This window comes from Bacteroides thetaiotaomicron VPI-5482, assembly GCF_000011065.1.
Classification (GTDB): domain Bacteria; phylum Bacteroidota; class Bacteroidia; order Bacteroidales; family Bacteroidaceae; genus Bacteroides; species Bacteroides thetaiotaomicron.
Map to the genome: position 1 here is coordinate 4,643,648 of NC_004663.1, position 14,003 is coordinate 4,657,650.

The 14,003-nt window shown below is 41.3% G+C and carries 8 protein-coding genes; all 8 read right to left on the reverse strand.

Annotation, left to right across the window (positions count from 1 at the left end; genetic code table 11):
- Nucleotides 1–10 precede the first annotated feature (10 nt).
- The 8 genes from BT_RS18110 to BT_RS18145 all read right to left on the reverse strand — a co-directional run bounded on the left by BT_RS18110 (nt 11) and on the right by BT_RS18145 (nt 13,992).
- On the reverse strand, nt 11–1,327 hold the full coding sequence (locus BT_RS18110) for a sugar MFS transporter (RefSeq protein ID WP_008762539.1): 1,317 nt from the start codon (nt 1,325–1,327) through the stop codon (nt 11–13).
- 143 nt (nt 1,328–1,470) lie between these two features.
- Complete coding sequence (locus BT_RS18115; protein WP_011108899.1) at nt 1,471–3,669, reverse strand: alpha-N-acetylglucosaminidase; 2,199 nt, start codon at nt 3,667–3,669, stop codon at nt 1,471–1,473.
- 27 nt (nt 3,670–3,696) lie between these two features.
- Entirely contained in the window at nt 3,697–4,878 is a 1,182-nt protein-coding gene (locus BT_RS18120; protein ID WP_008767106.1) for a DUF4855 domain-containing protein, read from the reverse strand.
- 8 nt (nt 4,879–4,886) lie between these two features.
- A complete protein-coding gene (locus BT_RS18125) occupies nt 4,887–6,848 on the reverse strand; it encodes an NPCBM/NEW2 domain-containing protein (protein ID WP_370448180.1) in 1,962 nt (653 codons plus the stop codon).
- Between the two features lie 27 nt (nt 6,849–6,875).
- Nucleotides 6,876–7,952 carry an SGNH/GDSL hydrolase family protein gene (locus BT_RS18130; RefSeq protein WP_008767104.1) on the reverse strand — a complete coding sequence of 359 codons (1,077 nt, stop codon included), beginning with the start codon at nt 7,950–7,952 and terminating at the stop codon, nt 6,876–6,878.
- Between the two features lie 91 nt (nt 7,953–8,043).
- Nucleotides 8,044–9,654 (reverse strand): phosphodiester glycosidase family protein, encoded by a 1,611-nt coding sequence (locus BT_RS18135; protein WP_008767103.1) that lies wholly within the window; start codon nt 9,652–9,654, stop codon nt 8,044–8,046.
- Nucleotides 9,655–9,691: 37 nt separating this feature from the next.
- Nucleotides 9,692–11,716, reverse strand: coding sequence for a DUF6259 domain-containing protein (locus BT_RS18140; RefSeq protein WP_225011872.1), 2,025 nt, complete (start codon nt 11,714–11,716; stop codon nt 9,692–9,694).
- Between the two features lie 26 nt (nt 11,717–11,742).
- On the reverse strand, nt 11,743–13,992 hold the full coding sequence (locus BT_RS18145) for a hypothetical protein (RefSeq protein ID WP_011108901.1): 2,250 nt from the start codon (nt 13,990–13,992) through the stop codon (nt 11,743–11,745).
- Nucleotides 13,993–14,003: the final 11 nt, after the last annotated feature.

Genomic DNA, 14,003 nt, shown 5'->3' on the forward strand with positions numbered 1-14,003 from the left:
ACGTTCAGTTTTATCTCCAGGAGTTGATTTTATGCCCTTTGATGGCAAAGAATACCAGATAGATAAAGCAAGGAATAAGTACCCAGTAACCGATACGCAAACTGTACTGGTCGGCAAAGTGACCATATACCAAAGGTAAGATGGCATTGCCGCATAATCCCATAATCAGCAGAGAGGAACCGGTTTTGGTGAATTTGCCTAACCCATGAATGGAAAGAGGCCATATTCCTGCATAGATCAGAGCGTTGGGAAAACCTAAAGCATTCAGAAAGAAGATGGAAGCATTGGCTTGATGACCGAATAATGTCATATCGAAGTCTGCCCATACCACTCCGAATGAGAGAGCCAAACCTAGTAATGTACACCCTATCAGTGCATTTTTCTGGGAAATGTATTTAGGGATAAGGATGATACCAAGTATATATCCTATCATTGTGCATCCCAGTGTGTAAGAAGGGAATACTTTTGCTTCCAGTAAATCCATCCCCATAGAGTTGGCGTAATTGATTATAGTGTCAATGGCTATAACCTGTGTACCTACATGAAAGAAAATGGCCAATGCACCTAATATGAGGTATGGAAAGTCGAGAATGCTTTTTTTGTCAGTATGTTTATTGTCCTGTTCATCAGTGGCATTCTGCTCGTCAGTATTTATTTCCGGTAATACGGAGTAGCGGATACCGATACCTGTCAGCAGTAAGATGATGCCCAGAATAATGTATGGGATAATGACACGTTGTATCAATTCATTGAGCATGGCGTTCTTTGTTGCTTCGTCCAGTGCACCGGATTCAATTAATGCAAAGAGTTCACTGTCGTTTGCTTTCAGAATAAGGGCAGCGAATATGAGCGGGGAGATAATTCCTGCCACTTTATTGCAGATTCCCATGATGCTGATACGTCGTGCTGCACTATCTATCGGGCCGATAATGGTGACATAAGGATTGGCGGCTGTCTGCAAAATAGCCAGGCCGGTGCCAATAGAAAACAAGCCGATGAGGAATATTTCAAATTGCCGTGCCAGAGCTGCCGGGACAAAGATAAAGGCTCCCAAAGCAGTCAGCATAAAGCCATACATGATTCCTTTTTTAAATCCTACTTTCTTCAATAGAATGCCCGAAGGAATGGCCATGACAAAGTATGCTATATAGAAAGCAAAGGCTACAAAATAGGATTCAAAATGGGTAAGCTCGCAAGAAATACGGAAGTATGGAATCAGTATGGAATTGACCCATGATACGAATCCGAATATGAAGAACATACCGGCTAGAATAGCCAGAGATATATAATAAGTTTTTTTTCTTGCCGAAGGTTGATTGTTTCCCATAAATTGGTCTTTTATAGTATGTATTTATATAATTGATAAAACAAAGGTAGTACATTCGATTTCTTTCTTCTCTGTGAAAAACGAAAAGCTACATTCAAAAAACGTATCTTTTGAAGCGCCTGTTTGTCGAATGTCCGCCTTCATTATTGTGCTTTGGTAAAGTACGTATCGTATTTTAAGATAAGACTGTCTGCTATTTGAATCGGGTCTTCCTCTGAAACAATAGGGAAAGAGTCTTTCTGTAATGTCCAGTTGTATTCAAATTGCGTAATGTCCTGGTGGAATTTGTCTTCGTCAAAAGGTTTATCTTCCGAAACAGCAGCGATGACTCCGTCTGTGAAACGTTTCCAACGTTCCCGGTAGAAGCTTCGGGTAAGTCCGCCCCAGCCTCGATTGGCATAGTCATTCAGTTGGGTGTCCTGTTGCCCCCATACGGTCAGGATACAGCGTGCATTTTCTTCATAGTAATCCTTTTCCGACACGGTTGCACCACAGTTTCTGGCGTCTTGTAACCATTTCCCGATGGATAGAGTCGCGTCACAGGAAAGGAGGCGGTCTACGTCAAGCAAGAGGTTGTCCATACGGGTACTCCATTCTCTCATGCCTGTTGTATCTTTCCGGTTATAGCAAGCGGTAAACTGATCTCTATATTCGGAGAACAAGTTTCCTAGTACTTGTCTTCCGATATTGATTACGTCAAAGCGAAAATCACTATTGTTGATGTTCCGGGCTTTTAGTAGCTCTTTCCATATTTGCCATAAGTCGTTATTTGCGTAATGTATGCCGGGGTTTGTATTCCAACTTTTAGTTCCCGTTAGTCTGGGGCGTGCGTTCATTAATACCGATTGGCCGCATGTGGCATGTTCGGTATAAATTTTCTGATGCAAGGCTCTCCACGCTTTGATGATATTGGCATCCTGATTTCCTCCTCTGCACATGGACCAGTTGGTTATCCATTGGTCGGTAGTGACAGGATAATCCCATGCCTGGTCAAAAACAAATTCGTACATAAGAGGGTTTACATCAAAGCCTTCAAGAGTTGCTCCCAAGCCATAGACATTGTCTCCTCCCTCCTTGAAGAGTCGTTTAATCTTGAAATCAATATCATTCAGATTGCCTGCTATCATCGTATTGCCGCCAAAATTACCCAGATAACACCAAATATAGGGATTCCCGTAATATTTTTCAGTATTTCGCCAGATTTCTGTATGATCGCAATAGTAATCGAGTAATATCAGTTTGTTATCCGGTACTGCTTTTAGAAAGGAACGGATACGGGGTTGAGTCCATTTCTTTTTGTCATAGAAGAACATCCAGGTCATTTGTAACCATTGGGCTGCTGAGTCTACCTGATGAATCGACTCGTAAATCTTGCTTGAAACATTGGCTAAAAAATCCTCGCTCCAGTCAGGAGAGTCGACTTCATTGAAAGGATCGATTCCATAAATATGGTCAGTACCATATACTTTGGTTTGTTCCTCCAGAAAACGGCGCTGAATGATTGAGTATAATGAGTCCATCGGATCAATAAAATGACTGCGGTATTTTTCATCGAAGCCACCCCACTGACTCATCTGATAGATTTTTGCATTCGGATAAATTGTTTTTAATTCGGCTGGTACATGACCGGCAAATGCTGGTAATACAGGAGTCATATCAAACTCACGTTCTCTTTCGAGAATACGTTTTTGTAATTCCTCCTGATCCTTTAGCCAGGATTGAGGTAGTGGACTTTGCCAGAAATCGACATTGGACATCCGATGCCAGGGAAGATGGGCTGGCCCTGTAAAGTATGAGCGAACCTGTTCGTCGCTCAAACCCATGTCTGTCCATACTTTGTACCAAATGGATTCTTGTCCGGTAATAGCAAGAGGCATGGTGACTCCGTTTAATGCCATCCAGTCTATCAGTCGTTCCCAGTCCTGCCATTTCCAATAGGGCATAGTATAACCGAATGTACAATAGTTGAGAAAAAAACGATTGTCACATTTGGAACGGATATATACTGGCTGAGGTATCTCCGGTAGTACATCAGGCATTTCCACTGTCTCTGAGGCATACCAGGAAACATGGGTATGACAGTAGTTTTTCAGATAATGATTCAAACCGGCAGCCAATGAGTTACGATTGTTTCCTTTTATCCGTATTTTCCCTTGACTCGATTCCAGTATAAAACGGTCTGTATCAATAGAATCTGTCAGTAACTCGAATAGAAACGACTGGGCATGCCGGGGAAATAATCTTTGGCACATTTCTTTTAATACAGGAGGGCCTGTTTCTACATTGCGTTGGCAACTGACTATCAAAAATAGCAGGAGTAAGTATAGGTATTTATGATTCATAGAATGGCGATGATTAAACTGTTTATACTAATGTGAACTCCGGATGGGGCGGCTGATGACAAAATTGCAGAACTCATGATAGAGTTGGGTATCGGCTGCGTTCCCTGATTTTTTTAGTGTAAGTAGGGATGCACTTCCCTGATAATAGGCAAGGCGTTTTTTCTCCCATATGCCATGTTTCTTGAATGCACTCATATAGTTTTTCAAACGATAAGCCTTTCCTCTGCTATTCAGAGCATTGTCATCAAATTCCAGTTCCATGTGCATATCATACGTGAGTGCTTTCTGGCAGGCATCTTCCAGACGAGAATCGGGGACGGATTCGTTGAAGAAATAATTAGGCTGGAAATAAGCATAATTAAATCCTAGTGATTTCCACTGATTATATCCATCTGCTCCATAATAGGGGATCCAGTTGAAACTATATTTTAGTTTATTCAGGTAGATGGCAACCGCATTTAAAATGTCACGGGTGTCGGTCGCTTTCTCGGCAAGCCAATAAAATCCCGCTAATTCTACATGTTGATAGTTCTTTTCATTGAACTTGGCACGTACCTGATCGATATACCATTTGCAGGCTTTAATTCGGTCGGCAGAGTTGGAAAAGTCAAGCGTCTGGTTATCAATTTTCCCCCAATACTTGGTTGATGAGGATGCTTGTTCCGGGTGTTGGTAGACAATGGGCTCTGGTATACTGATCACAATCTGACGTTTCTGCCGTGGGGTTCCCAAAATGGCAGAGGCCTCTTTGACTGATGCATCTAATGCTCCGATTCCTGTTTCAGATTGGAAGTAATAGTCTATAAGTTTCGTCCAGTCTGCTTGATTGGCTGATTCCAGATTGTACCCTTTGGCGAACATTTTATTAGCGCCTCCTGTACCTGTGTCCATAATTTCCAAAAAGAGGAAGCTGTCGAATAGCCAGTGGGATTGATTGTCGGTATCTACATATCTGATATAAGAACTTACACGTTCTTTATCCCATGTATAGGGAGTGCGATGATGTCCTCCGCCATAAAGTAACACCATATCTGTAGATGTCAGTAACTCGGTGCGGTTCTTTTCCCAATCATAGAATTCTACGACTGGATCGTTTATTTCCGGATCATTCCCGGATGGGAGGGTAGGGACCGTGTGGTCTTCGTCTTGGCAAGCAGCAAGACCACTACCTATACAACAGAGAAAGAGAATAAATAGAATACGTTTCATATTTGCTTTTATTTTATAGGTGTTATTTTAATTAGGGAGACACCGTGGTAGGGGATGGAAGTTTCATAACTACCACTGAATATTCCTAAGTTTTTTTGTCTCCATAAGTCTCTGATTTTGACTTTACCTTGGATGCCCAACTGATTAAGGGCAAAGTTAAAGTTATATTTTTGTTGCTGGATATTTACTGCTTTATCCTGATCCCATAAAATGAAGTAGGGATCCATCTGGAAGAAGCCGAGTGCATAGGAACCATCGTATAACTTTTTATACCATATTTGTCCGTTGGGAACTGTGAGCTTAGTAGCAGGGGCTACCAGTGGGTCCTGATTGACTGCAATCACTTCCGGATTGGTCAGAAGACCTAACGTGAAATCGTCTATGGCAGTCATGTCACAACCAAGCAATAATGGGGCGGAAAGGATGGACCATAGGGAGATATGTGCATATTGTTCGTCAGCGGTTAAGTCCGAATCGTGGGATTTTGCACCCCATCCCGGTCCTAATTTGCCTACTACCAACATATCCGGATCGTTATATTTTCCAGGTGCTGATACGTATGCGCAAACATCCTGGAAACATCCGATTGCCATTACAATATTCCATTGGTCGTTGATATCACGGGTTGTTCGCCACAAATTACCTCCGGCTTCCGCTCCCCAGTTCCATACATTGGGAGCTCCGTATCCGACACAATATACGATATCCCGTTTTATCTGATCTAAAGCGTTGCGCATGACGATAAATGGTTCTTGAATCGTTTTCTCTTCCGAGTTCTTCTCAATGGCAGCATAACCGCAATAATCGTATTTCAAATAGTCTACTCCCCACTTTTCCCAAGTTTTTGCATCTGTCAATTCGTGCTGACAGCTGCCTATATGCCTGCCGCAGGTCGTCCAACCTGGTGAAGAGTAGATTCCGAATTTCAGCCCTAACGAGTGAATGTAGTCAGTAAGTGTCTTAAAGTCCGGAAATTTTTCGTTAGCCGGGAGTTCACCTTCGGGTGTACGTTCATCGGCTTCCCATCCGTCATCTATGTTCACATAAGTCCATCCGTAGGCCTGAAGCTTTTCGTGCATGATTCGGGCAGCATCACGTACCTTTTGGTCATCAGCTGCAAATCGCCAGCAGTTCCAGCTATTCCAGCCCATAGGAGGAGTAAGCATAATCTCGCTACCTATTTTCAGTGTGATCTCCTTTTCATCTGTTCCTTTCTCATTTGTCGCTTGTAGGCGGACCTTAAAGTTACCATTTGTATTCGTGCTTCCGGTGATGAGTCCTGTTTTCCGGTTTAACTTTAATCCTTTCGGAAGTCCTTTGGCTTTATAGGTCATAGGTCGTTTGCCGCTAACCATAATTGGCATGAGAAAAGGATTGCCGGGACGAGCGCCATAAGTCAGTGGGTTATTGATTTGTGGAGCGTCCGGACTTTGTGGAGTCAATATGTATTTTTCTTTGGCAATGGGCTTGGGCCATACAGGAATGGGCTGTACGTCACCGAGAGTTGTGAATTTGACATTCAGCCAATCAGCGCGGTCGTACATCATTCCATCTCCGCATTCCTCTACCAATAATAAAACTTTGTCTATTCCTGATAAATCGATATTGAAAGGTTTGGCAGGATCTCCTTTTCTCATAATTCCGCTTCTCCATAGTTCTTTCCGATCTCCTAATATCTTGAACTGAAGATTACAAGCAAATGGGGTATTGTCATCTGCACCTGCTAATCCGGAAAGCGTCTTGGCTTTTTTTCCGATATCAAAGAGCATACGGCTGATTGCATGAGTTCCTATGCCGCGTTCATAGACGATGCCTTTCACAGTCAATGGCGTCATAGTGACTGCTTTGTTGATTCGGGGGAGTCCCCAATCCTGTATGTAATAAGAACTTTCGCCTAACTCGTCCAGCCAAATTTCTTTTACTTCTTCTGCCTGGCATTTCCAACTAATCGTTAGTATAACCAATAACATTATCTGCTTAATGTACTGCATAGTAAATTATTTTTTTAATACTTTCTTTATAACCGGACAAACAAGGTCTGCATATCTCATCATTCCTAAGTCTGTGAAATGAATACCGTCTACTGTTGCTTCTCCATCTTCTCCAAGCATCTTTTCGGAAGAAATTATGTATATATTCTTTTCACCTTTTGTTTTTAGAGATTTGAAGACACTGTTGACGGCTTTATTCTTTTTGTTTATTTCGATAGCTATTTTCTTGTCGAACAGAGCATGAGTGAATACGGGGTCCTCAATAAATATAATCGGAGTGCGTGGATGCTTATCCCGAAGTATGCGATAGAAGGTTTCCATCTTCTCATATATCTGATCGGAGGAAGCATTAGGGACGAAGTCTAGTACATACACTCCTGCATCTACTGAGGACATTACTTCGGCTATTTCGTAGTCTAAAAGTGCATTTCCACTGAATCCCAAATTGACGATTTCTCGATTGAGACGGCGGGAAATAATATTGGTATGTGCCATCCCAGGACGATTGGCACAGCCACCTTGAAGAATGCTTGTTCCATAAAAAACGATTGGTTTAGTCCGTACTGGAATTGCCGTTCGAGGTACTGATATAGATGCTTCTGCGTCTATTCCGATGGACAATGAAATTACTCCATCATAAAGAGGTAAATATAGCATATATTCTCGCTCGACCGGTTCCATATTTGCTATAATTGTAGCTTGATTCACTTTTCCGGTGGGGCGCCCACTATTCACAAATCTCCATGCTCCGTCTACCCATGTGTATAGATCGAGTCCTTTAGTACCGGTAGGTGTCATATGATTCATCAGGTTATTATTCAAATTCTCCCATTTGGTGGCTATTGTTGTTGAATTGGAGCAAAATCTGATTGCTAATCCTGCGGAGTTTCTGCTTAAATTCCATACCGGTTTACGAGAGACATGCTTTAATGAATCCGGCAATCGTTCGTAGCGATTTTCTGTATTCTTTGTGGCTTTACCATACAATGGAAACTTGGCAGCATCATAATATTTTAATTGAGCTTCCAGATATTCCGGCAAGCACAAGAATGTAATGAGCAAAATGATGATATGTCTTTTCATAATAAATGGTTGTTTATAAAAGCAATGCAATATACATAAAAAGAAACTTACTATGTATATTGCTATAGCTTTTATGAATATCCGGATTGGGCTAATTTTTCTTGAAGAATCCAATTGTAGAAACGACTGCCCGGTTTCCTCCGGTCATGTCATTCAAGTGTTCGTCTCCTACAACCATTCCGGTAGAACCTCCGCCATCAAGATTAATAGCTCCTACACAGCCTAATCCTTTCATTATTTGTGCCAGTTCTGTTAAAGTAGCTCCACCACTGGCGGTAATACGTCCGTCACATATGAATATGACCACTTTTCCATCTTCACGATAACCGATTGCTGTACGGTCCGGGGTTACATTCGCTCCGAAAATGTCATACGGAATGATTTCATAGTTACTGAGATAGTAATCTGTGCCCTTTGATGTCTCTGTAAAATCGAATGGGATTTTTTTGTCTTTCAGTAATACAGGACCTGCACTTAAAGCATATTTAGGACTCCAGCTAATTGCGGTAGTCGGATTTTCATTAGTGACAATTCCATATTTATTTTCTCCTTTGACAGATGGCAAAGGACGGTCGAAATAGAAAACATTGCTGGAGGCATCCGTTCCTGTCCAAACAACATTCGGCTTGCCTGAAGCATCTACGCCGAATGTTCCTCTTGTCACATTATACATACTGTTGTATTCTGTATCGCCAGTTTTTAGTGACCCCCGAACGGCTGAAACAGAGCCCGATTTAATGGAATTGATAACAGCTATTCCTGTATGGTTTCCATTATAGAAGTATCCTCCATTGACCAATAAATAACAGTCTCCATTGAATGACGCAGATTGCGTGTCGATGGTTGCGGGAGAAGATGGTATGTGGACACGTACTTCTACCTTACCGGTAGAGAGATCACCAATGGCGTACCATGCATGGAAATTACTACCATTTAAGTTACTGGTGGTTTCGTACAGTTCGATTTCTGCCGGTAATGTAGACTTGGTCAGTTTATTCCATGTCAATTGGATCGCTTGTGGCTCTGTTTCCAAGGAAACAGTCGACTCTGCACTGTAATAAGTACCGGTAGAGGTTGTCAGGAAGGCACGTACTTTATAGGATTTGCCATAGTCGAGTAAGGTATTCGGAATCACTTGAAATACTTTTCCGTCTTCAGCAACTTCCGGTCCGTTTTGCTTTTGATCATTGATAGTGGGTGTGTTTTCGGTACTCCAGCATAAACCATATTTTACGTTGGTTTGTCCAGCTATGTTTGTCACTTGATAAGAGGAACTGATACAAGTTGAGTTTGCTTTGATACTTCCTATGATTGCGATGCTTGGCTCGTCACCGAGGGCTACCAACCGATAGAGCTCGTAAATGGCACGTGAAGTATTCGTAGCCGAGAATGCTCTTACTCCGAAATAGTATATGTTTCCTTCTTCCAGACCATTTTCGATTGTATATTCTGTGACATTTGCGGATACCTTGGCTATTTCTATATTTTCACTGGTATCTGCTTTTCTTAATAAGATGCTGAATCCGGTTTCATTATTACTATTGTCTTTCCAACGTAGTAATACTTTGGTTTTTCCCATTCTTTCTATGGTTATGTCTGAAGGTGCTTGTACGCTTGCAGACTGTTCGTCGCCGTCATTGTCACTTGAGCAGGCTCCGAAGGCACATGTTAATAATATTGCTATAAATATAATCTGTTTCATTTTACTGTACTATTTATTGTTTGATTACAAAGACTGTTTATTTGCTGATTCTGATCGCATCAAGTGCTTTGACGGTTATTTGTTTTTTATTAGGCAGTGTAACCTTGTGTTCTTGTTCACTCATATTTACTATAAGGTATACGTGTTCGCCTGATACACTAGCCCATTCTGCCGCTAATACTACCGAAGTTATTTCATAGTTGGGTATCTCTTGCGTTGGGTTATCACCAGTTGGAATTATTTCCTGTATAAAACGGCCTCCCAAGAATAAATCATGTTGTTGACGGCGGAAATCTGTCAGATTTTTCAGAAATTTAGCTTCCCTTTTAGCGTCCGGGCGCATCAACAGACTGGGCTCTACCCATCCTAACTGAGAACCCCATAACAGACTACGCATACTCATGAAATTCAAAGAACCGTCTGTGATACGCCAAGGGATGTAGGTGTATCCGCTATAGATGCAACGGTCAGAATAAATGAGCGGGAACAACGGAACCATTTTTGTATAGCTGTTGTGCGGAGAATTGACAACTAACATCATGTCAAACAGGTCAATATAGCACTCTGCATTTTCTTCTGTTGTCATGGCTTGGTTCTCTTTGTATAGATTTGTGCGCATTTCGGTGAGTAAACTGCGGTAGGCAAAAGGCCACCAATCACCACCGCCAGGTGCATGTCCGTGGTTGGTTGCATAGCAGGGTTCGCTGTTGGCGCAACCTATCTGATCCATATATACACCGTTCGTTTTTAGTTCAGTTAATATCTGTTTGTTGACTCCTTTCAGCACATCTCTCCAAATATAAGAAGCTGGGCAGGTTACAGTATTTAATACCTTTGAGCTATATACTTCTGTATATAATGTACCATCAGCTTTGCGACAAGAGGCATCTTTACCATTAAGCGTTTTATAGCTGTCTGTTGCTGGATCCCATAGACGACCGTTAATATATGGAGTAATAAATCCTCCAAGTTCCTGTGTTTCTTTAATCATTTCTTTGAATCCTGCTTTTTCGGGAAAGTATTCCGGATATTTAGTATCGAAACGATGATTGTGCCAATAATACCAATGCAATCCGACTCCTTTTCCATAGTATTTCATCGCTTTACGTACTGCTTCCATTGTTTCAGCATTTACTTCTCCCGGCCGTAGCCACATATCAGCGTTTTTGATCCATTCTGCTATAGGACGTTCTGAAATAGTTTTTGCACCCCACAGTGTTTCGAAAGTAAATGGACGATACCATTGTACTGCAGCGTCCTGCCATCCCTTTTGGGTAAATCCCATCACTGTTTCCCAAGGAATGCAGAACTTCTTGTTTTGAGTCCAGGCATAGGATGTTGTCACATTCTGAATAAATACAAGACTTTTTCCTTCACTTTTCATTCTGAATACTTTGCCAGATCCCCCTTTGTCTTGTGCGGCAAAGTAGACTGTGCCTCCTTTATGATGCATCAGCACTAATTGCATTGTGCCTGTACACGAAGGATAACGTGATTGCAGTTGTCCTTCATTGCCGATTGTGTATTCGGTCCCGAATCCGACAGGAAGAATTCCTTTTGCTCCTTCCGGTCTGTTTACAGCAATACGGGGAAATTCAGATTCTGTAATCACCCATCCTTCCGGCATTTCTGCTTCAATGCGCCATTCCGGTAGTTCGGCATCTTTACCTAATGTGACTAATATGCGTACCGGACACGTCGGTCCTGCATCTATAACCATTTGCCAGGTGAATATTAATGTTGAGGCATCTTGAGTTTTTTGTATCTCGCCTCCTTTATATTCGCCCCATCGGGGCATTAAGGTCGGGTTCTCTCCGTTGGGACCCCGATAGATTAGTTGCCACGGATGTGTTGTACTTCCATCTACAGGCAATATGTTCATGCCATCCATGCGGAATTCCTTGAATAAGAATTCTTTTCCGTTGGCAAACACTAATTCAACATTCTTGTTTTTTAATACAAAGTTTCCATTTTCATTTTTAGCAGTCACTGAGGCTGATAAAGTTCCAAAACATTGTAAATAGCATAATATGCTAATAATACCGGTTATCATATTTCTCATATACAAAAGATTAGGATGAATAATTTCTATTTAATAATTTCGATGCTTTTTCTGAATAATTTTATTACTTCCTCTTGTGGAAGAGCGGTTTCCAATATGAGACGCCCTGCTGCGGGGAGGATACTTTTGCTTCCTGCTGACCGGATAGGTATTCTTTTACCACTCTCATTCATCAAAGACAGCTTGTTTTTTTCTATATCAAGAGTGAGTTGCCCTGTACCGTTCATATGCCAATAAATGATACAAGTCCTTCCTGCTTTCTGGAAAATGAATGCCCGGATTGGCTTTTCGTCATCCTTGGTTATTTGACGATAGGGGTATAACTGATAATTTCCTTTTTTATCTTTCATCAGAAGATATTCTTGTTCGGGATTTTTGAGTAATTCTTTCTGTTTGTCTGTCAGGACACCTTGAAGTTTTACTTCTTCCCACATTTTGATAACTCTCAGGTTATCTTCCGTACGAGGATGATTCTGTAACTCTTTTAAATTGCCAACTAATGATATGGGAGAATTCCATGCGACAGCTTTGCTGCAAATATATTCATACATGTCTGGTTGCATGCCTATTGTCTTGTCGTTGGGAGCCAAGTAATTCACCCATCCGAAATTGACAGAAGTAAAATCTTTGGCTATCTGCTCTGCACATCGAAGTGTATACTTCTTCATTGCCGGACGGATACGTTCCGGAGGGAATATATCGAAAGCATTCCCACGACTTAAAATATGCCATCCATAATGTGATTTCAATGCTCCTTCTGCAAATAATGGAGTTGGTTTCATTTCGTTGTATACTATCATCTGAGAGCGGGAGACATTATACCAATAAGGCATCGGTACATCTTCCGCACCATCAAAATAGACAAAACGAAAGCCTGCTTCGTGGTAGATTTTTCCTAAACGTTCGGCAATCTCTTTTTGGATTCCTGTATTTTGGTTGACACGGATAAACAGGGGCCAGTCATCTACATCCAATAGTCTGAAATGTTGTCCTTTGTCATGTGAGGCTGCTTTTGAGTTAAATACTCCCCGTACACATCCCGTAAATTGATATGGTGGTTCGGTGGTATAGTTCTCATAAGTGACAAGCTCGTTGTCAATTTGCAGGAGACGTCGTCCTTTCTCCATACGTACACCTTCCGGATTACCTTCTATAGTGATGATAGTACTTGAATCATCTAATGGTTCCGAGAGAATAAATTCGCGTACATGGTTGGTGCGGGAGTCCGGTATGCCGTTGTTGATATATGGGTCATTCACTGCTACTTTGGAATAATGAATATGAATGCCGGGTATCATGCCTGCTGCTTTGATTTTATTAGTGATTTCCTGTAAATCTTTCATTCCATTCGGATATTCTTTTCTCCATTCATAATGTCCGCAAGCTTTGGCGAAATCAACATAATAGACGACAATGGATTTGAAACCACCTTTTTGAGCATATGCAATATGTTCATCTATATTTTTAGTCGTGACATCACGTAGCTCATAATAGGAGTACTGATATTCTTTACGTTGGCGACTTTCTACTCCTAAAGGCATATGATAGTCACGTTCTACTTTATCAATACAGGTTAGCAGTTTTTCTTTTGAAGTAGTAATCAGTGCTGCACCGGAATTGAAAAGTTTCACTTGAAAATCAAGTCCTGCATACATCGTAGTATATTCCTTGTTTGCAAAAGCATCGATATAGGTGGTCGGATGGGTGCCTAGCAGGCATATGGCTGTCTGTTCATCCCATGATACATTCAGCCACTCACCAAAGTTCTCACGTTTACGTACTGGTAATTGTAATAATGAGATTTCATCTATTTCAGTTTTGCGTTTTACCCCAAAATCTTCGATACGATAATCAATTTGCTTCAGAGTGAAACCTATATAATAATCTGTGATATTTAACTCTATGATGGCAATGTCATAGGTATCCTGAAATTCTATACGTAATTCATTTCCGTTACGTTCAATTTTATTGGCTGGGAAGGTGCGTGGCTTTGCAGGAAACATTAGGAAGTTTTCATTATCGTAAGGACGGTATTGGGTAATAGCGCATAAAGGTACATCTGCATTTGTTATCAGACATTCCTCTCCCGTAGCTTTGTGTATCAGGCTGCGTGCTTTTCCGTCATTGCTAATAATTAGACGCATTTCCGCGTTCTCTATGACCACATCATTGTTTTCTTTCTGTTCATTAGGCATAGCTATACAAAATTGTGGCAACAATGTCGACACAAGCCAGACTAATAAAACCGGATATGTATAATATATTCTTTTCATCATTTATTTTATGT